This is a genomic window from Roseateles sp. P1_C6, assembly GCF_056406315.1.
In genome coordinates, this window is record NZ_JBFUAK010000001.1 from 663276 (window position 1) to 685301 (window position 22026).

General features: G+C 68.5%; 21 protein-coding genes. 7 read left to right on the forward strand and 14 right to left on the reverse strand.

Annotated features, from left to right (window positions below; translation table 11 throughout):
• Positions 1 to 53 precede the first annotated feature (53 nt).
• The 3 genes from ahpF to AC1D29_RS02845 form a co-directional block, all read right to left on the reverse strand.
• Complete coding sequence (ahpF, locus tag AC1D29_RS02835; protein ID WP_477894368.1) at positions 54 to 1607, reverse strand: alkyl hydroperoxide reductase subunit F; 1554 nt, start codon at positions 1605 to 1607, stop codon at positions 54 to 56.
• A 137-nt stretch (positions 1608 to 1744) separates the two neighbouring features.
• On the reverse strand, positions 1745 to 2308 hold the full coding sequence (gene ahpC / locus AC1D29_RS02840) for an alkyl hydroperoxide reductase subunit C (protein ID WP_477894369.1): 564 nt from the start codon (positions 2306 to 2308) through the stop codon (positions 1745 to 1747).
• A gap of 109 nt (positions 2309 to 2417) precedes the next feature.
• On the reverse strand, positions 2418 to 3548 hold the full coding sequence (locus tag AC1D29_RS02845) for an HD-GYP domain-containing protein (RefSeq protein ID WP_477894370.1): 1131 nt from the start codon (positions 3546 to 3548) through the stop codon (positions 2418 to 2420).
• A gap of 497 nt (positions 3549 to 4045) precedes the next feature.
• Here AC1D29_RS02845 and AC1D29_RS02850 point away from each other — a divergent pair, with 497 nt between their 5' ends.
• The gene (locus AC1D29_RS02850) at positions 4046 to 4912 is read left to right on the forward strand and encodes a class I SAM-dependent methyltransferase (protein ID WP_477894371.1); all 867 of its coding nucleotides are present in this window, start codon (positions 4046 to 4048) and stop codon (positions 4910 to 4912) included.
• A 50-nt stretch (positions 4913 to 4962) separates the two neighbouring features.
• Here the strand turns inward: AC1D29_RS02850 and AC1D29_RS02855 are convergent, their stop codons facing one another.
• The 4 genes from AC1D29_RS02855 to lysA are packed head-to-tail and all read right to left on the reverse strand — an operon-like array spanning position 4963 to position 8978.
• Positions 4963 to 6057 carry a DegT/DnrJ/EryC1/StrS family aminotransferase gene (locus AC1D29_RS02855; protein ID WP_477894372.1) on the reverse strand — a complete coding sequence of 365 codons (1095 nt, stop codon included), beginning with the start codon at positions 6055 to 6057 and terminating at the stop codon, positions 4963 to 4965.
• The gene (locus AC1D29_RS02860; RefSeq protein ID WP_477894373.1) at positions 6057 to 6638 is read right to left on the reverse strand and encodes an acyltransferase; all 582 of its coding nucleotides are present in this window, start codon (positions 6636 to 6638) and stop codon (positions 6057 to 6059) included. The genes AC1D29_RS02855 and AC1D29_RS02860 overlap by 1 nt, the downstream gene beginning before the upstream one ends.
• Positions 6638 to 7702, reverse strand: coding sequence for a Gfo/Idh/MocA family protein (locus tag AC1D29_RS02865; RefSeq protein WP_477894374.1), 1065 nt, complete (start codon positions 7700 to 7702; stop codon positions 6638 to 6640). Before AC1D29_RS02865 ends, AC1D29_RS02860 begins: the two co-directional genes overlap by 1 nt.
• A 31-nt stretch (positions 7703 to 7733) precedes the next feature.
• Positions 7734 to 8978 (reverse strand): diaminopimelate decarboxylase, encoded by a 1245-nt coding sequence (lysA, locus tag AC1D29_RS02870; RefSeq protein ID WP_477894375.1) that lies wholly within the window; start codon positions 8976 to 8978, stop codon positions 7734 to 7736.
• Positions 8979 to 9048: 70 nt separating this feature from the next.
• Between lysA and AC1D29_RS02875 the strand changes: the two genes are divergently transcribed.
• Complete coding sequence (locus AC1D29_RS02875) at positions 9049 to 9954, forward strand: LysR family transcriptional regulator (protein ID WP_477894376.1); 906 nt, start codon at positions 9049 to 9051, stop codon at positions 9952 to 9954.
• Here the strand turns inward: AC1D29_RS02875 and dxs are convergent.
• The 3 genes from dxs to xseB are packed head-to-tail and all read right to left on the reverse strand — an operon-like array spanning position 9905 to position 12951.
• Positions 9905 to 11797: a 1-deoxy-D-xylulose-5-phosphate synthase gene (dxs, locus tag AC1D29_RS02880; protein WP_477894377.1), complete on the reverse strand. Its 1893-nt coding sequence runs from the start codon at positions 11795 to 11797 to the stop codon at positions 9905 to 9907. The genes AC1D29_RS02875 and dxs overlap by 50 nt on opposite strands.
• A gap of 11 nt (positions 11798 to 11808) precedes the next feature.
• Complete coding sequence (locus AC1D29_RS02885; RefSeq protein ID WP_477894378.1) at positions 11809 to 12696, reverse strand: polyprenyl synthetase family protein; 888 nt, start codon at positions 12694 to 12696, stop codon at positions 11809 to 11811.
• Between the two features lie 3 nt (positions 12697 to 12699).
• Entirely contained in the window at positions 12700 to 12951 is a 252-nt protein-coding gene (gene xseB, locus AC1D29_RS02890) for an exodeoxyribonuclease VII small subunit (protein WP_477894412.1), read from the reverse strand.
• A gap of 230 nt (positions 12952 to 13181) precedes the next feature.
• On the opposite strand from xseB, the gene AC1D29_RS02895 reads away from it, so the two are divergent.
• The 4 genes from AC1D29_RS02895 (at position 13182) to AC1D29_RS02910 (ending at position 16525) form a co-directional block, all read left to right on the forward strand.
• Complete coding sequence (locus AC1D29_RS02895; RefSeq protein WP_477894379.1) at positions 13182 to 14294, forward strand: aromatic ring-hydroxylating oxygenase subunit alpha; 1113 nt, start codon at positions 13182 to 13184, stop codon at positions 14292 to 14294.
• 17 nt (positions 14295 to 14311) lie between these two features.
• Complete coding sequence (locus AC1D29_RS02900) at positions 14312 to 15196, forward strand: DMT family transporter (protein ID WP_477894413.1); 885 nt, start codon at positions 14312 to 14314, stop codon at positions 15194 to 15196.
• A gap of 2 nt (positions 15197 to 15198) precedes the next feature.
• A complete protein-coding gene (locus tag AC1D29_RS02905) occupies positions 15199 to 16023 on the forward strand; it encodes a sulfurtransferase (RefSeq protein WP_477894380.1) in 825 nt (274 codons plus the stop codon).
• Between the two features lie 67 nt (positions 16024 to 16090).
• Entirely contained in the window at positions 16091 to 16525 is a 435-nt protein-coding gene (locus AC1D29_RS02910) for a universal stress protein (protein ID WP_477894381.1), read from the forward strand.
• Between the two features lie 10 nt (positions 16526 to 16535).
• On the opposite strand, the gene AC1D29_RS02915 is transcribed toward AC1D29_RS02910, so the two are convergent.
• The 4 genes from AC1D29_RS02915 to AC1D29_RS02930 form a co-directional block, all read right to left on the reverse strand.
• Positions 16536 to 17570 (reverse strand): alpha/beta hydrolase family protein, encoded by a 1035-nt coding sequence (locus AC1D29_RS02915; protein WP_477894382.1) that lies wholly within the window; start codon positions 17568 to 17570, stop codon positions 16536 to 16538.
• 95 nt (positions 17571 to 17665) lie between these two features.
• Positions 17666 to 18712, reverse strand: a complete 1047-nt coding sequence (locus AC1D29_RS02920) for a helix-turn-helix domain-containing protein (protein ID WP_477894383.1) — start codon at positions 18710 to 18712, stop codon at positions 17666 to 17668.
• Positions 18699 to 19481, reverse strand: a complete 783-nt coding sequence (locus tag AC1D29_RS02925) for a ZIP family metal transporter (protein WP_477894384.1) — start codon at positions 19479 to 19481, stop codon at positions 18699 to 18701. Before AC1D29_RS02925 ends, AC1D29_RS02920 begins: the two co-directional genes overlap by 14 nt.
• A 68-nt stretch (positions 19482 to 19549) precedes the next feature.
• Positions 19550 to 20413 (reverse strand): dienelactone hydrolase family protein, encoded by an 864-nt coding sequence (locus AC1D29_RS02930; RefSeq protein WP_477894385.1) that lies wholly within the window; start codon positions 20411 to 20413, stop codon positions 19550 to 19552.
• Positions 20414 to 20471: 58 nt separating this feature from the next.
• On the opposite strand from AC1D29_RS02930, the gene AC1D29_RS02935 reads away from it, so the two are divergent.
• Complete coding sequence (locus AC1D29_RS02935; RefSeq protein WP_477894386.1) at positions 20472 to 21965, forward strand: Ppx/GppA phosphatase family protein; 1494 nt, start codon at positions 20472 to 20474, stop codon at positions 21963 to 21965.
• The last annotated feature ends 61 nt before the right edge of the window (positions 21966 to 22026 follow it).

Sequence of the window (22026 nt, forward strand, 5' to 3'; positions counted from 1 at the left end):
GGTACCCGCCCGGGCCCACCGCGTTCAGCGAGGTGGGACTGGGCGAGGGGCCGTCAGTTCCGCATCAGGTAGTCGAAGGCGCCCAGCGCCGCCTTCGCGCCGTCACCGGCGGCGATGATGATCTGCTTGAACGGCACGGTCGTCACATCGCCCGCGGCAAACACGCCAGGGATGGATGTGGCGCCCTTGGGGTCCACGATGATCTCGCCGTGCTTGCTCAGTTCCAGCGTGCCGCGCAGCCACTCGGTGTTGGGCACCAGGCCGATCTGCACGAAGCAGCCGTCCACGTCGACGCGCTTCGCTTCGCCCGACACACGGTCGGTGTAGTTCAGGCCGTCGAGCTTGCCGTTCGTGCCGGTGAATTCGGTCGTCTGCGCATTGGTGTGGATGGTCACGTTGGGCAGGCTTTTCAGCTTGTTGACCAGCACCGCGTCGGCGCGCAGCTCGGCGCCGAACTCGATCAACGTCACGTGCCTGACGATGCCGGCCAGGTCGATGGCCGCCTCGACACCTGAGTTGCCGCCGCCGATGACAGCGACCGGCTTGCCCTTGAACAGCGGGCCGTCGCAGTGCGGGCAGTAGGCCACGCCCTTGTTCTTGTACTCGGCTTCGCCGGGCACGCCGACGTTGCGCCAGCGCGCGCCGGTGGACAGGATGACGGTCTTGCCCTTGAGCTTGGCGCCATTGGCCAGTTCGACCTCGACGAAGCCGCCGGGCTGCGCGGCGGGCGTCAGCTTTTCGGCGCGCTGCAGGTTGTGGATGTCGACCTTGTAGTCCTTGACGTGCCCTTCCAGCGCCGCAGCGAACTTCGGGCCGTCGGTCACCGAGACGGAGATGTAGTTCTCGATGCCCAGCGTGTCGTTCACCTGGCCGCCGAAGCGCTCGGCCGCGACGCCGGTGCGGATGCCCTTGCGGGCTGCGTACACGGCTGCCGCCGCACCGGCGGGGCCACCGCCGATGATGAGCATGTCGTAGGGCTCCTCTGAATCGAGCTTCTTGGCGTCGCGCGCAGCGGCGCCGGTGTCGAGCTTGGCGACGATCTCTTCCAGGCTGACGCGGCCGGAGACGAAATGCTGACCGTTCAGGTAGACGCTGGGCACGGCCATGACGTCACGCGCCTCGACTTCGGCCTGGAACAGGCCGCCGTCGATGATGGTGGTGCGGATGCGCGGGTTGACGATGGACATCAGCGACAGCGCCTGCACGACGTCCGGGCAGTTGTGGCAGGTCAGGCTCATGTAGATCTCGAAGTCGAGATCGACGTCCAGCGCCTTCACGGCATCGATCTGCGCCTGCTCGACCTTGGGCGGATGGCCGCCGGTCCACAGCAGCGCGAGAACCAGCGACGTGAACTCGTGGCCCAGCGGGATGGCGGCGAAGCGCAGGTTCTGCTCCGTGCCGGCGCGGCGCAGCAGGAAGGACGGCGTGCGCGTGTCCACACCGTCGGCGCGGAACGAAATCTTGTCGTTCATGCCGGCGATCTGCTCCAGCAGTTCGCGCATCTCATCGCTGCTCGTCGAGTTGTCCAGCGAGGCGACGATCTCGAAGGGAAGCTTGACGTGGTCCAGGTAACCCTGGAGCTGGGTCTTCAGTGCGGCGTCCAACATGGTGAGGTCCTTTCAGCGAGGGACGTGGCGGGGCGGGCCACTGCTGAAAGGGTCCCCTCAGAGCGGAGGCCCTTTCAGCAGAACCTGTGAGGCTCTGCGCAAGGAAGGAGCCCTCCCGGGCTCCTCGCAAACAGCATTTAGATCTTGCCGACCAGATCCAGCGAAGGGGCGATGGTCTTGGCGCCTTCGTTCCACTTGGCCGGGCAGACCTGGCCGGGGTGGGCGGCGGTGTACTGGGCAGCCTTCAGCTTGCGCAGCGTTTCCTTGACGTCACGGGCGATCTCGTTGGAGTGCACTTCGGCGGTTTTGATGACGCCGTCCGGGTTGATGACGAAGGTGCCGCGCAGCGCCAAGCCTTCCTCGGGGATGTGCACGCCGAAGGCGTTGGTCAGCGTGTGGGTCGGGTCGCCCACCAGCGGGAACTTGGCCTTGCCGACGGCCGGCGAGGTTTCGTGCCAGACCTTGTGCGAGAAATGCGTGTCGGTTGTGACGATGTAGACCTCGGTGCCCAGCTTCTGGAATTCGGCGTAGTTGTCGGCCGCGTCTTCGACTTCGGTCGGGCAATTGAAGGTGAAGGCAGCCGGCATGAAGATCAGCACGGACCACTTGCCCTTCAACGATTCGTCGCTGACGGTGATGAACTTGCCGTTGTGGAAGGCTTCGGTCTTGAAGGGCTGGACTTGGGTGTTGATCAGGGACATCGGGATCGCTCCGTGAGGGGTGGATGGGATAGGCAGAACTATATCGATGATGCGTTTTCAGTTGAAAACATTTATCAAATCGCTGCTATTGACTCAGCCTATCGGCGGGTCAGGCCTCGAACCGGCGGTCGTACAGCCGGTGCGGGCTCAGCTTCACGCGCAGCAGCTGCGCGGACGCCAGGCCCGTGATCGCATGCTCGCTCGACGCCGTGTCGCGCCTGACCGGCGAGCCTAAGGCATCTCCGTGACGATTCATCACAGCGCTGACGATGGGTGTGTTGCCCGATGTACCGCGGCGCACGGCCACCGCGATCTCACCGCTGGCCAGCTTAACCAAGGTGCCGGGTGGGAACATCCCCAGCTCCTTGACCAGCAGCGCGGCGAAGGCGTGGCCGCTGCTGTCGGTGTAGAGCGACTTGGCCGCCTGAGGCGCCGGCAGCCCGGCCCGGCCCCCGCGGCTGGCCAGCTTGGCCAGGAAGATGTCGACAAGGCGAAGCAGTTGCGCCGCCTCACCGGGCTCGGCCAGGCCTTGCGGATAGCCGCCGCCGCCCGGTTGCTCATGGTGCTGGGCGACCGCGGTCAGCCATTCCGCGTCGTCCAGGCCGGCATTGCGCAGCCAGGCCACGGCCTCGTCCGGATGGCGGTCGATGGCGGCGCGCTGCGGCGGCAGCAGCTTGCCGCCACGCGAGGCCAGGCGCCCCTGCAGGTCGATGATGGACAGATTCATCGTCAGCGCCGCGCCGACGAGGCTGCGCTGGCGCTCCGGGCCCCAGCAGAGCCGGCGTGCCAGCAACGCGCTGACGGCGGCGCTGTGCAGCAGATGGGCCAGGCCATAGACCTCGTGCCGGCTGTGGTCGTGCTGGATGCCGACGAAGAGCAGTTGGTCGGGAAAGCGCTCTGCCCAGGCGATGAGCTGGCCGCCGCACTCCTTGACGCGCGGCAGGAAGAGCGTGTCCTGCGGCGTGCGCAGCAGCACGGACAGCCGCGTCTGCAGCGCCTCCCAGCGCGCAAAGAAGTCCTCGCCGCCCGTCCCCCCGTCGCCGCCGCGCGCGGAGGCGTCGCGAAGCTCGTCCATGTCGACAAAGACGCCGCGGGCCAGCAGCGTCTCGCGCATCTGCTCGTTCGGCACCATCTGGCCCTTGGCCAGCAGCAGCTTACCGTCAGCGTCACGAACCCCGAAAGGCAGGGGTGCACCGGATTTGATGTGGCCGCTTACCTGCTGAATCGGAACGAGTTTCATGAATGGAGGTCATCAAAACGGGCAATCGATCCCCACGTCTGCGCCTGAGGAACTCGCGCATGTTTGAGCGCAGCGATTGGCACGCTAGTCCGAGCCATTATCAAAATCGCGCCGAGAGGTGGCCTCGCCAATTCCGATATGGCCCTTGAAATCTCACGGGGACGTATTCCAGCCTACCGGAACACGTTTCAGGCCTCAGGAATACCCGGCATCAGAATGCGCTCGACGCGGATTTCTTTCCACAGCGCCATATAAATCGAATTGAACCCGGGTCACCACAGGCCGCCACCGCCACAAATCCATTGAGCTGCCGCTTGATACTCTCGTAAGTTGGTACACAAAACCCTAACGATGGATTTGAGCGTCGCCGCCATTTGTCCCGGCGCCCGGCCACGGAGCGATGACCGCCGTTCTCTGATGCGGCGCAACATTAGGCAATCCACCTATGAGCGCCCGCCGCGGCGGCGGCGATAACACGGCATCTACCGGGAGCAGGCATGTCGAATCAGTCCACCGGACCTGAAGAAAGCTCCCCGCCGGGCGCGCGCCTGCGTGAAATCTACGAGAGCACGCCCTATCTGTCGCTGAAGCACAGCTCCTACTTTCATGTCTACGAAACGCTGCTGTCCCGCTATGTGGGGCGGGCCTTCACATTCGTGGAGATCGGTGTTCTCAACGGCGGTTCGCTGGCGATGTGGCGACGGTTTTTCGGACCACAGGTGCGCATCGTCGGCATCGACATGAACCCGGCCGCATTGCGCTGGCGCGAGGCGGGCTTCGAGATCCTCATCGGCGACCAGGCCAACCCGGCGTTCTGGGCCCAGCTGAAGGCCGAGTTGGGCGCCATCGACGTGTTGCTTGACGACGGCGGGCACACCAACCTGCAGCAGATCACGACGGTGGCGCATGCACTGCCCCTGGTACGGGACGGCGGTCTGGTCATCGTCGAAGACACGCACTGCAGCTACTTCCGCGAATTCGGCAACCCGTCGAAACACTCCTTCATGAGCTACGCCAAGCGCCTGACCGACCACGTCAACTCGCGCCACCCACGCATGCACAGGCACGCGCCCGATTGGGGCGGCGTGATCGCGTCCATCCGCTTCTTCGAATCCATCGTCGCTTTCGAGGTGGATCGACGGCTGTGTTTCGTGCCGACGCCGACGTCCAACGGCGGAGCGTCGGTGCAGGCCAAGGACTTCCGCTACGAGGTTGGCTTGGCGGCCAAGCTCAGCGACTTGCAGGCCAGACTGGAACCGCTGGCACGCATGCCGCTGTTATGGCGCGTCAAGCTGCTGTTTCCGCATCTGTTCGGCGTGCTCGGCCGGTTGCAGAGCGTCCGACTGGGCAAGCGCTACGGTTGAAGACAACTGCGCCGCTGCACCGCGCCCGCGCGGCGCTTCAGCACGCGGGGTCAGGACTGGGCGGCCAGCGCCGCAACCACCTGGTCCATTTGAGCGGCCGTCAAATCGGCGCTCATGGGCAGGCTCATCACGCGCTTTGCCGCGGCGATGCTGTGCGGATAGTCCTCGGCCTTGCCGTACTTGGCATATGCCGGCTGATGATGCAGCGGCCGTGGGTAATGCACCGCCGTCGGGATGCCGGCTTGCTTCAGCCCGGCCTGGATCGCGTCGCGGTCGTCGACAAAGACCGTGTACTGGGCCCACACGCAGTCGCGGTCGTCGCGCACGGCCAGCAGTTGCAGGCCTGGGATCGCCGCATTGAGCTTGCGCCTGTAGGCGTCGCCCAACTCAAGCCTGCGCCTGATCTCCCACTCGAAGCGGTCCAGCTTGCCCAGCACCACCGCGCATTGCAGCGTGTCCATGCGGCCGCCCACGCCCAGGCGGGTGTGCAGGTAGCGCTGGCTCTGGCCGTGCGTTCGGATCTCACGGCAGGCCTGCGCCAGAGCGTCGTCGTTCGTGAAGATGGCGCCGCCGTCGCCATAGCAGCCCAGCGGCTTGCTGGGGAAGAAGCTGGTGCAGCCGAAGGTGGAGAGATTGCAGCTCTTGCGATTCTTGTAGCTGGCGCCGAAGCTTTGCGCGGCGTCTTCGATGACCGCCAGCCCATGCTTGTCGGCAATGGCATTGATCGCGTCCATGTCGGCCACCTGGCCGTACAGGCTGACCGGCATGATGGCCTTGGTCTTGGCGGTGATGGCGGCGGCTATCAGCGTCGCGTCGATGTTGGCCGTGTCGGGTTCAATGTCGACGAACACGGGCACGCCGCCGGCCAGCACGATCATCTCGGCCGTCGCGGCGAACGTGAAGGGGCTGGTGATGACTTCGTCGCCGGGCTGCAGGTCCAGCGCCATCAGGCAGATCAGCAGCGCCTCGGTGCCGCTGGCGACGCTGATGCAGTACCTGGTACGGGTGTAGGCGGCCAGCGCGGCTTCCATCTCCTTGACCTCGGGGCCCAGGATGTATTGGCCATGGTCCAGCACCGCCTGGATGCGGGCGTTGATGTTGTCGCGCAGCGCCGCGTACTGGCTCTTGAGGTCGATGAAATCCATCAGATCAGACTCAGTTGACTGCCGACGAGGCGGTAGCGCTCGCCGGTGTGGGGGCAGGTGGTGTAAAGCGGTTCGGCGCTGGACAGCGGCAGCGCCAGCCGCTCGCCGAAGCGGCTCATCCAGCCGACCTGCCGGGCCGGCACGCCCACCATCAGCGCGAAGTCGGGCACGTCGCAATTGATGACGGCACCGGCGCCGATGAAGGCGTGGCGGCCAATCGTCGTGCCGCAGACGATGGTGCTGTTGGCGCCCAGCGTGGCCCCCTGCTTCACCAGCGTGCGCCGGTATTCATCCTTGCGCGCGACGGCGGAGCGCGGGTTGTAGACGTTGGTGAACACCATGCTGGGGCCGCAGAAGACGTCGTCCTCCAACGTCACGGCGTCATAGACGGAGACGTTGTTCTGGATCTTGACGTTGTTGCCGATAGAGACGTCGTTGCCGACGTAGACGTTCTGGCCGAAGGAGCAGCGCGCGCCGATGCGGGCGCCGGCGCTGATATGCACGAAGTGCCAGACGCGGCAGTCGGCACCAAGCTGGGCGCCATCGTCGACGATGGCGCTGGGGTGGATGGTCGTGGCCATCAGTAATGCAGCGGCAGGTTGATGCGCTTGCCGTCGCGTGAGCTCATGTACATCGCAATCAGCAACTCCAGAGACTTCAACCCCTCGCGACCATCCGTCTCGGCCTCGGCTTCGCCGCGCAGCGTCTGGATGACGTTGTCGTAATACAGCGGATGGCCAAAGCCATAGACCGAGGTGGTCTTGTAGCTGGCATCCTTGATGAGCGCGTCCATCTCGTGCGGCGCATCGAACTCCCAATGCTGGATCTCGTTGACGGCCAGGCCTCCGACCCGTACCGAGCCCTTCTCGCCCAGCAACGTGATCGAGCCTTCGAAGTTCTTCGGGTAGGTCAGCATGGTCACATTGACGGTGCCCATCGCGCCGTTGCGCCACTTGAGCGCGGCCACGCCGGTGTCTTCGACCTCGATGTTGCGCGCCAGCGTGCCGGTGTAGGCCATGACGCTCTCGACCGGTCCGCAGATCCAGTCCAGCAGGTCGATGTAGTGGCTGGCCTGGTTCATGAAAGCGCCGCCGTCAAACTCCCAGGTGCCGCGCCAGGCGGCGCTGTCGTAGTAGCTCTGCGGGCGGGTCCAGAAGACGTTGACGGCGACGTTGTAAAGCCGCCCGAAGCGGCCTTCCGCCATCGCTCGCTTGAGCAATTGCAGTGTCGGATTGCGACGGTTCTGCTTGACGACGAAAAGGCGTACGCCGGCCTCGTCGCACGCTCTCACCATGGCAAGCCCGTCCTGCCACCGAGTGGCAAGAGGCTTCTCCGTCATCACGTCAATGCCTGCTTGGGCCACCTCGATGGTCTGGCGCGAGTGCAGGCCGCTCGGCGTGGTCAGCACCACACAGTCCAGGCCCAGTTGCGCCGCGAGCAGCTCGGTCAGGGAGGCGAAAGGCCGGGCGCCAGACTTCTGCGCGGCTGCGGCCAGGGCTGCGGGATCCGTGTCACAGACGGCCACCAGCTCTGCCCGGTCGGCATGGCGGGCGACGGCTTCGATATGGTTCTGCGCGATGCGGCCGCAGCCGATCAGCGCGAAACGGACCTTGCGGCCCTGGACGGGCGGGCGGGAGGTGGGCATGGGCAATTCGGGGATCTGAATCCCCGGATTGTCAGACCTCCAAGGCCAAGAGTTCTTCGACGGTTTGTCGACGACGGATCAACCGCGCCACATCGCCATCCACCAACACTTCCACCGCCAATGGCCGGCTGTTGTAGTTGCTGGACATGGACGCGCCGTACGCGCCCGCGTCGTGGATGACCAGCAGATCACCCACCCGGGCCTCGGGAAGCGCTCGCGTCAGCACCTCGCCGCCCGCGGCCTGCGTGAAGACGTCGCCGGACTCGCACAAGGGACCGGCGACGACCGACTCCCTCACCGGCCGCGCCACGCCGTCGCTCGGCAGCAGCGTCATCGCGTGGAAGCTGCCGTACATGGCCGGGCGCATCAGCTCGTTGAAACCGGCGTCCACCAGCACAAACCGGTTGGCGCCCGCGTTCTTGATCGCCCTCACCTCGGCCAGCAGCACGGCGCTTTCGGCGACGAGGTAGCGGCCGGGCTCCAGCTCCAGCTTCAGCGGATGGCCGACGAGGGCCTCGGACTCGCGGCGCGCGGCGTCCCAGAGGCCGAAGTAGTGGTCCACGTCGATGCCGGCGTCGCCCTCGCGGTAGGGAATGGACAGGCCGCCACCCGCGGAGATCGCGTGCAGGTCATGACCGGCCGTGACGGTCTCGCGCACCAGGCCCACCATGGCCTGGCCGACCTGGGCCAGATGCCCGTAGTCCACGCCCGAGCCGATGTGCATGTGCAGGCCGACGAGCTTGAGGCCGTGGCGGCGGATGGCGACCAACGCGGTGCCCAGGTCCGCATGCCAGATGCCATGCTTGCTGTGTTCGCCGCCCGTGTTGGTCTTGTGGCTGTGGCCGTGGCCGAAGCCGGGGTTGATGCGCAGCCAGACGGCATGGCCCGGCGAAGCCGCGCCGAGCTGGTCCAGCATGTCGATGGAGCCGGCATTGACGGGGATGCGGTGTTCAACGACCGTGGCCAGCGTCGCATGGTCCAGCAGGTCGGCCGTGAAGACGATCTCGTCGCCGCCCGCCTCATAGCCGGCAGCCAGCGCGCGCAGGATCTCGCCACGCGACACCGAGTCGACCTTGACGCCTGCCTCGCGCAACAGCTTCAGGATGTGGATGTTCGAACAGGCCTTCTGCGCAAAGCGCACGACGTCGAAGCGCTTCAGCGACGCGGCGCGGGCGCGGATGGTGGCGGCGTCGTAAACCCACAGCGGCGTGCCGTGTTCGGCAGCCAGGGCGGTGAGGCGGGCGGGGGTCAGCGCAGGCGGCAGGGGCTTGGTCATGCCTCGCAGGATGCCGCGATACGTCTATTCAATCAAATTGCAATTTATCCGCAGACAATCCATTCCTGATATGGATATCCAGCACCGCCACATCGAAGTCTTTCGCGCCGTCATGACGGCGGGCAGCGTGACGGGCGCCGCCGCGCTGCTGCACACGTCGCAGCCGACGCTGAGCCGCGACCTCGCGCGGCTGGAGCAACTGCTGGGCTATGCCTTGTTCGAGCGCGAACGCGGACGCCTCAAGGCGACGGCGCGCGCGCGGGCGCTGTTCGACGAGGTGGAGCGCAGCTTCCAGGGCCTGGCCCGCGTCATCGAGCGCGCCGAGGCGCTGGGCCGCGATGCGGACGCGGAGTTGAGCGTGCTGTGCCTGCCGGCGCTGAGCCACGCGCTGCTGCCCGGCGCACTCGCGGTCTTGCTGGCGCAGCATGCCGGCGTGCGTGTCGACATCACGCCCGCCGAGCCGCCGCTGCTGGATGCGTGGATGAGCGAGCAGCGCTTCGACCTGGGCCTCGCCGAGCAGGCCACGCCGCGGCCCGGCGTGCGCGTGGAGCCGGTGCTTGAGGCCGACGAGGTGGCCGTGCTGCCGACCGGACACGCGCTCGCGGCGCGCCAACGGCTGGCGCTGAAGGATTTCGCCGCGCAGGACTTCGTCAGCCTGGCGACCGACGACCCCTACCGGCGCGAGATCGATGCACGCTTTGCCGACGCCGGCGTCGAGCGCCGGCTGCGCGTGCAGACACACAGCGCCGTGGCCGTCTGCGAACTGGTGCGTGCCGGTCTGGGCATCGCCATCGTCAACCCGCTGACGGCCGCGGCCTGCGCGAACGCTGGCCTGGTCGCGAGGCCGTTGACCGTCTCGATTCCCTACCGCGTCAGCGCGCTGATCCCGCTGCACCGGCCGGCGCAGCCGCTGGTGGACCGTCTGCTCAGCGCGTTGCGGCGCGAACGACCGTCGGCTTGGCGCCGAAGCGCTTGACGATGCTGGCCTCGATGCCGGCCGCGTCCAGGCCGCACAGGCTCATCAGCTTGGCCGGGTCGCCATGTTCGACGAACTCGTCGGGCAGGCCCAGTTGCAGCACCGGCACGTTCAGGCCTGCGGCGTTCAGCGCCTCTGTCACGGCGCTGCCGGCGCCGCCCATGATGCAGCCATCTTCGACGGTGACCAGCACGTCATGCGTGCGCGCCAGCTCGGCGACGAGATCGGCGTCCAGCGGCTTCACGAAGCGCATATTGGCCACCGTGGCGTCCAGGCGCTCGGCAGCCGCCAGCGCCGGGTACAGCAGCGTGCCGAACGCCAGGATGGCGATGCGCTGCCCCTTGCGGCGCACCTCGCCCTTGCCCCAGGGCTGGGCCGTCATCGCCTTGACCGGCACGACGCCAGCACCCGCGCCGCGCGGGTAGCGCACGGTCACCGGGCCGTCATGCATGAAGCCGGTGTACAGCGCCTGGCGGCATTCGTCCTCGTCGGCCGGCGTCAGCACGGCCATGTTGGGAATGCAGCGCGTGTAGGCGATGTCGTAATTGCCGGCATGCGTGGCGCCATCGGCGCCGACCAGGCCGGCGCGGTCCAGCGCGAACAGCACCGGCAGGTTCTGGATGGCCACGTCGTGGACCATCTGGTCGTAGGCGCGCTGCAGGAAGGTCGAGTAGATCGCCACGACCGGCTTGATGCCCTCGCAGGCCAGGCCGGCGGCGAAGGTGACCGAGTGCTGCTCGGCGATGCCCACGTCGTGATAGCGCTGCGGGAAGCGCTTGTGGAAATCGACCATGCCCGAGCCCTCGCGCATGGCCGGCGTGATGCCCACCAGACGCGGATCGGCCTCGGCCATGTCGCACAGCCAGTCGCCGAAGACCTGCGTGAACGTCAGCTTTCCCGGCGTGGCCGGCTTGACGAAGCCCACGGCCGGGTCGAACTTGCCGGCCGCCGCGTGGTACTTGACCGGGTCGGCCTCGGCCAGCTTGTAGCCGGCGCCCTTCTTGGTGACGATGTGCAGGAACTGCGGGCCCTTCTTGTCGCGCAGGTTCTCCAGCGTCGGGATCAGCGAATCCAGGTCGTGGCCGTCGATGGGGCCCACGTAGTTGAAGCCGAACTCCTCGAAGATCGTGCCCGGCACGACCATGCCCTTGGTGTGCTCCTCGAACTTGCGCGCGAACTCGTACAGCGGCGTGTTCTTCAGCACGCTCTTGGCGCCCTCGCGCGCGGCGGCGTAGATGCTGCCGCTCATCAGCCGCGCCAGGTACTTGTTCAGCGCACCGACCGGCGGGCTGATCGACATGTCGTTGTCGTTCAGGATGACCAGCACGTCGCCCAGCAGGCCGCCATGCGCCACGCCGGCGTTGTTCAACGCCTCGAAGGCCATGCCGGCCGTCATCGAGCCGTCGCCGATGATGGCCACGGCCTTGCGGCTCTCGCCCTTGAGCTTGGCCGCCATGGCCATGCCGTGGGCGGCGGAGATGCTGGTCGACGAGTGGCCGGTGCCGAAGGTGTCGTAAGGGCTCTCGTCGCGGCGCGGGAAGCCGCTGATGCCGCCGATCTGGCGCAGGCCCGGCATGCGGTCGCGCCGGCCGGTCAGCACCTTGTGCGGGTAGGTCTGGTGGCCCACGTCCCACACCAGCCGGTCTTCCGGCGTGTTGTAGACGTAGTGCAGCGCCACGGTCAGCTCGACGGTGCCGAGGTTGGAGCCCAGGTGGCCGCCGGTCTTGGAGACGCTGTCCAGCACGAAGGCGCGCACCTCGTCGGCGACTTTCCTCAGCTCACCGCGCGGCAAGCGGCGCAAGTCGGCGGGGCTGTCGATGGCGCTCAGCAGGGGGTAGTCCATGGTGATGCCCTTCAGTTGTCGCGCTCGACCACCGAATCAGCCAGCAGGCTGAGGTGGCTCACATCGGCCAGGCCGCTGGCGGCCAGTGCCGCCTTGGCCTCGGCCCGCAGCTGCTGTGCCAGCGCGCGTGCTTCGCTCAAGCCCAGCACACTGACATAGGTCGGCTTGTTCGCATCCTGATCCTTGCCGGCCGTCTTGCCCAGCACATGCGATTCCTGCGTCACGTCCAGGATGTCGTCGACGACCTGGAAGGCCAGGCCCAGCGCCGCGCCGTAATCGGACAGCGCTTTTGTCGCCTGCGTGGACGCCGACCCGCAGGCCGCGCCCATCATGACGCTGGCCTGCAGCAGCACGCCGGTCTTGCGGCGGTGCATGTCGCGCAGCGTGCGTTCATCGAGCTGCTTGCCGATGCTGGCCAGGTCGATGGCCTGGCCGCCGGCCATGCCGTCGTGGCCGGCCGAGCGGGCCAGCAGCGCGCACAGCCGGGCCTGCAGCGCGGGGGCGATGCCGGTGTCCGGCGTCAGCACATCGAAGGCCAGCGCCTGCATCGCATCGCCGGCCAGCATGGCCTGGGCCTCGCCGAACTGCACATGCGTCGTCGGCTTGCCGCGGCGCATCACGTCGTCGTCCATGCAGGGCATGTCGTCGTGCACCAGCGAGTAGGCGTGGATCAACTCCACCGCACAGGCCGCGCGCATCGCCGCGAAGCTGTCGCCGTTGACGGCCGCGCAGCTCGCCAACACCAGCAGCGGCCGCAGCCGCTTGCCGCCGCCCAGCACGGCATAGCGCATGGTCGCACCCAGGCCAGCCGGCGCATTGGCAGGCACCAGGTCATCCAGGACTGCCTCGAAAGCAGCCAGGGACGTGTCGACCCAGTGGTCAAAATCCTTTGCATCCATGGTTCAGGAGCCCTCCCAGGCTTTCAGTTCCGCCCCATCCAACAGCTTGACCTGCTGCTCAACGGCTTGCAGGCGGCCTCGGCACAGGACCAGCAATTCGGCCCCACGCTGATAGCTCAGCAGGAGTTGGTCCAGCGGCAATTGCTGCCCCTCCATCGCCGCCACCAGGCGCTCCAGCTCGTCGAGCGCTTGCTCGTAGCTGAGTTCAGTGCCGTCTGACGCGGCAGCCTTGGTGCGGGACGAAGTCTTTGTCATTTCAAAACGCGAAACGGCGATTGTAGTCAGCGGCTTTTGACATTCCGATGCCACCAGTCGTAACCGTCGGGCGCCCGCCACCGGCATGGGTAGAATCCCGCACCTCTCGCTCGAGCGCGCCTGCGCACGAGCTCCCCCTCTCCACCACCTAGCAACCTGGCCGACTCGGTAAAACGAGATGCGCCGGAGGGACGCAGCACCCCATTCCGCCTGAAAGACCCGCCTGGATCATGTCCGACCTGAGCCTTCCCGTCTCGGCGCTACAACGCAGCCAGACCCAGCTCCCGGTGAGCGCCTACTTCGACCCCGATCTGTTCCAGCGCGAGCAGGCCAGCATCTTCCAGCGAGGGCCCCGCTACGTCGGCCATGCACTGGCGGTGCCGGAGGTTGGCGACCACTATGCGTTGCCGCAGGAGGGCGAAGGCCGGGCTTTGGTGCGGTCGGCACAGGGCATCGAGCTGATCTCCAACGTCTGCCGCCACAGGCAGGCGCTGATGCTGAAGGGCCGCGGCAACACCCAGGCCAACATCGTCTGCCCGCTGCACCGCTGGACCTACTCCCACCAGGGTCAGTTGATCGGTGCGCCGCATTTCGAGCAAGACCCCTGCCTGAACCTGAACCGCTACCCGCTGCAAGAGTGGAACGGCCTGTTGTTCGAGGCCAACGGTCATGACGTCGCCGCCGAGCTGGCAAAGCTGGGCCCGCGCGGCCAGTTGGACTTCTCCGGCTATGTGCTGGACAAGGTCCAGGTCCACGAGTGCAACTACAACTGGAAGACCTTCATCGAGGTCTACCTCGAGGACTACCACGTCGGCCCCTTCCACCCGGGCCTGGGCGGCTTCGTCAGCTGCGACGACCTGGCCTGGGAGTTCGGCAAGCACCACTCGGTGCAGACGGTGGGCGTGCACCAGGGGCTGGAGCGCCCCGGCTCGCCGGTCTACCAGCGCTGGCATGACCAGCTGCTGAAGTACCGCGAAGGCCGCCCGCCCGAGGCGGGCGCGATCTGGCTGACCTACTACCCGCACATCATGGTTGAGTGGTACCCGCATGTGCTGGTCGTGTCGACGCTGCACCCGGTGTCGCCTCAGAAGACCGTCAACCTCGTCGAGTTCTACTACCCCGAGGAGATCGCCGCCTTCGAGCGCGATTTCGTCGAGGCCCACCAAGCGGCCTACATGGAGACCTGCGTCGAGGACGACGAGATTGCCGAGCGCATGGACGCCGGCCGGAAGGCCTTGATGATGCGCGGCGACAACGAGGCCGGCCCGTACCAGAGCCCGATGGAAGACGGCATGCAGCACTTCCACGAGTGGTACCGCAACGAGATCGGCGCGCCTCTCTGATGCCCGCGCCGGTGCTCATGGTCCTGGCGACCTTCCTGTTCGCCACCATGGGCGTCTGCGTCAAGCTGGCGTCGGAGTTCTACGCCGCCAGCGAGATCGTCATGTACCGCGGCCTGGTCGGCATGACCATGATGGCGCTGCTGTGCAGGCAGCAGCGCATCGGCCTCAAGACCCGCGTGCCCGGCATGCACCTGTGGCGCAGCATCTCCGGCGTCACGTCGCTGTCGCTGTGGTTCTACGCCATCGGCAAGCTGCCGCTGGCCACGGCCATGACGCTGAACTACATGTCCTCCGTCTGGATGGCCCTCTTCCTGCTCGGCGGCGCCGTGCTGATGGGCGCGCAGAAGCTGGACTGGCGGCTGATGGCTTCCGTGCTACTGGGCTTTGCCGGCGTCGCGCTGATCCTGCGCCCGACGCTGGACCAGCAGCAGCTGTGGCACGGCCTGGCCGGCCTGCTGTCCGGCATGCTGGCCGCGATGGCCTATCTGCAGGTGACGGCGCTGGGGCGCGCCGGCGAGCCCGAGCTGCGCGTGGTCTTCTATTTCTCGCTGGGCGGCGCGCTGGCCGGCGCGGTCATCACGGCCGTCACCCAGGGCGGTCTGCAGACCCACACCCTGTGGGGCGCAACGCTGCTGCTGGCCGTGGGCCTGCTGGCCACCACGGCGCAGGTGCTGCTGACGCGCGCCTACTCGATCGGCCGCCCGCTGGTGAACGCCTGCCTGCAATACCTGGGCATCGTCTTCTCCTTCATCTACGGCATGCTGCTGTTCAAGGACGCGCTGACCTGGCCGGCCACCATCGGCATGCTGCTCATCATCGGCGCCGGCGTGGCCGCCACGCTGCTGCGCTCGCGCGTCGCGCCGCCGCCCAAAGACAGCCAGTTCAACCCCGCGGAGTCCTGACCGTGACCTACAAGACGTTGATCACCGCCACCGAGCTGCGCGCTCTGGCCGACCCGCTGATCCTCGACTGCAGCTTCGAGCTCGCCGACACCGAGGCCGGCCAGCGGGCCTACGCGACCAGGCACATCCCCGGCGCCCACTACCTGCACCTGGACCGCGACCTCGCCGGCCCCAAGACCGCGGCCGACGGCAGCTTCGCCGGCCGACACCCGCTGCCGGACCGCGAGACCTTCGCCGCGCTGCTGCGCCGCCTGGGCCTGACGACCGGCCGTCAGGTCGTCACCTACGACCTGCAGGGCGGCCCCTACGCCGCACGCGCCTGGTGGATGCTGCGCTGGCTGGGCCATGCCGAAGTGGCCGTGCTGGACGGCGCCTGGGACGGCGAACTGAGCACCGCCGTGCCCGCCGCCACGCCGAGCGACTGGCAACCCGGCGCGCCGCTCGTCGGCCAGATCACGGCGGGCGAGCTCGTGGCCCGCCTGGGCCGCGTGCGCCTCATCGACGCGCGCGCGCCGGAGCGCTTCCGCGGCGAGGTCGAACCGCTGGACAAGGCGGCCGGCCACATCCCCGGCGCCAGCAACCGCCCGTTCAAGGACAACCTCGACGCCGACGGCCGCTTCAAGCCTGCCGCCCAGCTGCGTGCCGAGTTCGCGCCGCTGCTCGCGCCCTATGCGGCCGGCGACGTCGTGCAGCAATGCGGCTCGGGCGTCACCGCCTGCCACAACCTGCTGGCCATGGCCCATGCCGGCCTGGGCGACAGCCTGCTCTACGCGGGCTCGTGGAGCGAATGGTCCAGTGACCCCGCGCGACCGATCGCAACCGGTTGATTCAGCGCAAACACGCGGACGCGCCAAGGGCGCACACTGTGGTTCTCCGCAACGACTGGAGGACAGAATGTTCCAACGCATCCTCGTTCCCACCGACGGCTCCGACATCACCGTCAACGCGGTCAACACCGCCATCCAGCTCGCCAAGGTGCACGGCGCCCAGCTGCTGACGCTCAGCGTCATGGAGCCCTTCCCCTACAGCGCGGTGTCCGAGATCCAGCCCGTGCCGCCACAGGAGTTCCTGGACGCGCAGCTGCGCGTCGCCAGCAAGCGCGTCGAGGCCGTCAGCGCCGCCGCCGCCGCCCAGGGCCTGGCCTGCCGCATGCACACCGTCGAGGCGCTGCACGCCTGGGAGGCCATCATCGACCACGCCAAGAGCGAACAGGTGGACCTCATCGTCATGGCCTCGCACGGCCGGCGCGGCGTCGCCGCGCTGCTGCTGGGCAGCGAGACGCAGAAGGTGCTGACCCACACCGAGCTGCCCGTCCTCATCGTCAAGTAGCACGGCGCGCTCAGGGCGCGTCCAGCAGGTGCCGCCGCAGGAAACCCACGGTGCGGCCGACCCACAGCGCCGTTGCGGCCTGCCGGTCGAAGCCGGCAGGGTCGCAGAGCAGCTCGCATTCCAGCCGGTCCAGCGCGTCGGCCGCCGGTGGCGGCGCCAGCAGCGCGCCATGCCCGGCGCCGTGCAGGTCGGCCAGCAGCTCGCAGCCGGTGCAGGCCGCTCGCAGCGGGTCGCTGTGAAAGCGCGGCAGCAGCCAGCGGTCGCCATCCGCCGTGATCAGGCCCAGCGGCACGCGCGGGCGGGCCAGCGTCGCCAGGTCGAAGTCGGCGGCCAGCGGCACGCCGGCGACGACGGCCGCGATGCGCGGGTCGTCATGGGTCTGCGGCGCCGCGTCGCCGCGGAACTTCCAATCCAGCACGCGCCGCGCCAGCCACCGCTTGAAGCCGTCCAGCGCACCGCCCGTCAGCCGCGTCGCCAGGCCCACGCAGCTGTAGAAGTCCTCCGCCAGGTGCCGCTCGCAATGGGCGCGAAAGCGCTCGGGCGACCAGGCGCCGCCAGCCAGGCTCAGCATCGTGTGGCCGCCGGCGGACATGCCGAAGGCGCCGACGCGGTCCAGCTTCAGCCCGGCAAAGCGCGGGTCGGCGGCCACGCGGTCGATGGCGTGGCTGATCTCGCCCGGGCGCTGCTTCCAGCTGTCCGGGCCGGGGTGGCCGGGTTCGGTCCAGTTGTCGCCGCGGTGCAACGGCAGCACGACGACGAAGCCGGCGTCGACCAATGCCTGGGCCAGTGCCGTGTGCACCCAGGGCCCGCCGCCGGAGCCGTGCGAGATCGCGACCAGCCGGCCATTGCCCGGCGCCGGTGCAGTGTCCGGCGCCAGCATGACGTGGAGGTCGCCGCGCGTCTCGCGCCGGCCGGCCGCGGACGTTGGGTAGAACAGCGTGACGGCACCGCCCTGCTCGTCGGCGGGCCAGGTCAGCGTGCCCAGGGTGTCGGCGTGCGCGGAAAGGCTCAGCGTCAGGCCGGCCAGCAGCGTGCGGAAGAACATGGTGGCTCCTCGGGGGTTGAGAAGCCGCCAGCGTCGGGCCCGGCGTTCGCCGCGTCTGGCCGAAACCCGCGCCTTGCAGGTTTCGGCGCTGTTTTTCAGGAATCGGCCAGCGCCTGCTGGCGGAACTCCGTCGGCGTGAGCCCGGTGTCGGCCTTGAAGGCGCGGTTGAACGGCCCGATGGAGCCAAAGCCCACGTCCAGCGCGATGCTCAGCACCGGCAGCTGGCGCTCGGCCGGGTCGGCCAGGCGGCGCTTGGCCTCGGTCAGGCGCAGGCCGTTGACGAAGGCGTTGAAGTTGCGGTGACCCAGGCCCTGGTTGATGACGCGGCGCAGCCGGTACTCGGGCGTGCCGAGCTGCCGGGCCAGGCCGGCCAGGCTCAGCCCCTCCTGCGCATAGCCGCGGCCTTCGCCCATCCAGCGGGCCAGCGCGGCGGCCACGGCCGGGTCCGGCGGGTCCGCGAGCAGTGGTGCGGGCGCGGGCAGCGGCACGGCGTCCTCGCCCCACAGGCCGTCGGCGCGCGGCACCAGCAGCTGCCAGGCGACCACGCTGGTCAGCGTCAGCAGCATGGCCACGTCGCCCAGCGCCGCGGCGCCGCTCAGGCTGCCGTCGGACGAGCCGATGCGCAGGCCCACCATGACCAGCGCATAGGCCGCGCCGCCACCCACGACCAGGCCGCGCCAGCGCCGGCGCTTCTCGACCAGGTCCACCCGCCACGGCCCGACCACAGCCGCCAGGCCCGCCACGGCGAAGGCGATGGGCACCGCCCGCATCAGCACGAAGCCGGGCCACCAGCGCGACCACAGACAGATGCCCGCGCCGTACAGCACCACGGCGGCCCACAGCGCGGCGTGCCAGCCGCGCAGCTTGAAACCGTCCTCGAAGACCGCGCGTGCGAACAGCCAGAACAGCGCCGCCGCGCCCAGCGACAAGCCGATGCCGGGCGCCTGCGAGGCGCAGCTCAGGCCATGCTCGACCCAGGGCGAGGCCGAGACGGCCTGCACGGCCAGCGACACCGCCAGCGCGATGCCCACGCGCACGAGGTCGGCATGCCGGGCGTGCCGCCAATGCGGCAACAGCGCGACGACGACGAGCACCAGCAGCGCGACCAGCGCGCCGCGCAGCGCCGCGTCAATGAGCGCCATGCAGCAGGCTGGACACGGCGAAGGCCACGCCCAGGCCCACGGCCAGCCAGACCACCTGGGCCAGCGTCTCGCGCCAGGCCAGGCGCTGCTGCAGCTGCGGCAGCAGGTCGGCCACCGAGATATAGATGAAGCTGCTGGAGGCCAGTACCAGCAGATAGGGCAGCACGCCCTCGAAGCCGCCGATCAGGAAATAGCCCAGCACGCCGCCCACCACGGCCGCCATGCCCGAGATCGCGTTGAACAGCAGCGCCTTGGCGCGGCTGAAGCCGGCATTCAGCAGCACGATGTAGTCGCCCACCTCCTGCGGGATCTCGTGCGCGACGATGGCCAGCGCCGTCGCGAAGCCCAGCCGCGTGTCGGCCAGGAAGGCGGCCGCGATGATGGCGCCGTCGCAGAAGTTGTGGATGCTGTCGCCCACCAGCACCGTCAGCCCGCCGCGGCCGGCCTGCTCGGCGTCGAAATGGTGGTGGTGATGGTGGCCATCGCCCTCGTGGTGGTGCACGTGGCGGTACAGCTCCACCTTCTCCAGCAGCCAGAAGAACAGCAGGCCGCCCAGCAGCACGGCGAACAGCGTCTGCGGCTGGGCCGTGTGGCTTTCGAAGGCCTCGGGCAGCACGTTCAGCAGCGACGTGCCCAGCAGGATGCCGGCCGACAGGCTGACCAGGCTCTTCACGAGGCGGGTCAGCACGCCGACGGTCAGGCTCGCGGCGACGAGCACCGACAGCAGCCCGCCCGCGAAGGTGGCGAGCACGATGTAGATCAGGGTCATGGGATCAGTAAAAGGAAAGGGCCACAGCCTTGGACTGCGGCCCGAACCCGTTCAGCCTAGCAGAGCTGTCAAGCCACCCCGTTTTTGCGGAACCAGGCCAGGCAGCGCGCCCAGGCATCGTCCGCCGCCGCCTTGCGGTAGCTGGGGCGGTAGTCCGCGTAGAAGGCATGCGGCGTGTCGGGGTAGACGACGATCTCGCATCGGCTGTTGCCGGCGGCCTTCAGCGCGGCTTCCAGCTGGGTCAGCGTGTCGACCGGGATGCCGCCGTCCGCCGCGCCGTACAGGCCCAGCACCGGCGCCTTGATGCTGGCGGCGCGTTCGATGACGGTCTTGTCGCCCGCGAAGTAGTTGCGCGCCACCGGTCCGTACCAGGCGGCCGCTGCGGTCACTTTCGGGTTGTGCGCGGCATACGACCAGGTCGTGCGCCCGCCCCAGCAGAAGCCCGTGATGGCCAGCCGCGTGGTGTCGCCGCCGTGGGCCGCGGCCCAGGCGACAGTGGCGTCCAGGTCGCCGTTGACCTGGGCGTCGGAGGCCTTGCCGACGACCTCGCTGATGAGCTTGGGGATGTCCGTGTAGGCCGCCGCGTTGCCGTGGCGCACGAACAGCTCCGGCGCGATGGCCAGGTAGCCCTGCTTGGCCAGGCGGCGGCAGACATCGGCGATGTGCTCGTGCACGCCGAAGATCTCGCTCGCCACCAGCACGACCGGCAGGTTCTTCCGGCCGGCGGGCGCGGCACGGTAGGCGGGCATCTGCAAGTCGCCCACGGCGATGCTGACACTGCCGGCCTCCAGGCCCGCGCTGTCGGTCGTGATGGTCTGTGCCGTCACGGGCAGCACGGCGGCCGCAAAGCCGCTGCCCACGGTGGTCTGCACGAAGCTGCGGCGGCTGAAGTCGCGGCCGGGGACCAGGCTGGCTATCTCGTCTTTCAACATGGGGCTCCGGGGGTGAGGTTACGAAGGGGCCACAAATTTTGCCCCGACAATCCTCGCCATGACGACGCGCCCCGACCTTGCCGGCCAGCCCTGGGCCTCCATCGACATCGGCTCCAACAGCTTCCGGCTGGAGCTGGCCCGCCTCAGCGGCGAGCGTTATCAGCGTGTCAGCTACATCAAGGAGAGCGTGCGCCTGGGCGCCGGCCTCGATGCGCAGGGCATGCTGACCGAAGACGCGATGCAGCGCGGCCTGGCCTGCCTGAAGGGCTTTGGCGAGCAGCTGGTGGGCATCCCGGCCGAGCGCATCCGCGCCGTCGCCACGCAGACGCTGCGCGAGGCCCGCAACCGCAACGCCTTCCTGCAGCGCGCGCAAGCGGTGCTGGGGCATCCCATCGAGGTCATCTCGGGCCGCGAGGAAGCGCGCCTGATCTTTGCCGGCGTCGCGCGGCTGCAGCCCTCCAACAAGGCGCGCCTGGTCATCGACATCGGTGGCCGCTCCACAGAAATGATCCTGGGCAGCGGCCGCAAGCCGCTGCTGGCCGAGTCCTTCGGCGTCGGCAGCGTCGGCCTCTCGATGCGCTTCTTCGCCAACGGCATCTACACGGACGAGGCCTTCCGCGCCGCCCAGGTGGCCGCCGGCGCCGAGCTCGAAGAGGCGCTGACGCTGTTCCGCCCCGAGCTGTGGCAGGAAGCGCTGGGCTCGTCGGGCACCGTCGGCGCGGTGTCGCAGATCCTCGCAGCCTCGGGCCAGACCGATGGGCGCATCACGCCGGACGCGCTGCGCTGGTGCATCGCCCAGTGCCTGGCCGCCGGCTCGCAGGACAAGCTGCAACTGCCGGGCTTGAAGGACGACCGCCGCCCCGTCGTGGCCGGTGGCCTGTGCATCCTCTACACGCTGCTGACGCAGTTCGGCATCGATGAACTGCTGCCCACCAAGGGCGCGCTGCGCCAGGGCGTCATCTTCGACCTGGCCGAGCGACTGCAGCCCAGCGGCGCCCGCGACCCACGCGCCGGCTCGGTCACCGAGCTTCAGGAGCGCTTCGGCGTCGACAAGCCCCAGGCCGAGCGCGTCGCCGAGCAGGCCGAGCGGCTGTACCGCCAGCTCGCGCCCAAGGCCACGCCCGAGCTGCAACGCGAGCTGGGCTGGGCCGCCGCGCTGCACGAGGTGGGCATGCTGATCTCGCACCACGACCACCACCGCCACAGCGCCTACGTCATCGCCCATGTCGACGCCGCGGGCTTCTCCACCAACCAGCTGCAGCGCCTGGCTGCGCTGGCGCTGGGCCAGCGCGGCGGCCTGCGCAAGATGGAATCGCAGCTGGCCGATGCCAGCCTGCTGGAGCAACTCGTCGCGCTGCGCCTGGCCGTCATCCTGTGCCATGCACGCACGCCGCTGACGGCGGGTCCGCCGAAGCTGGAGCGGGCCGGCAAACAGCTGACGCTGCACTGCCCCAAGAGCTGGTCGGTCGGCCAGGCGCGCACGCGCTTCCTGCTGAAGGAAGAGGCCGAGGCCTGGGCGCGCAGCGGCGTGCTGGAGCTGGCAGTGGCGTAACGGTGCGCAACAGCATGACTCCTGTCACACGCTGACAGCGATGCTAGAGAGGATGCTCACG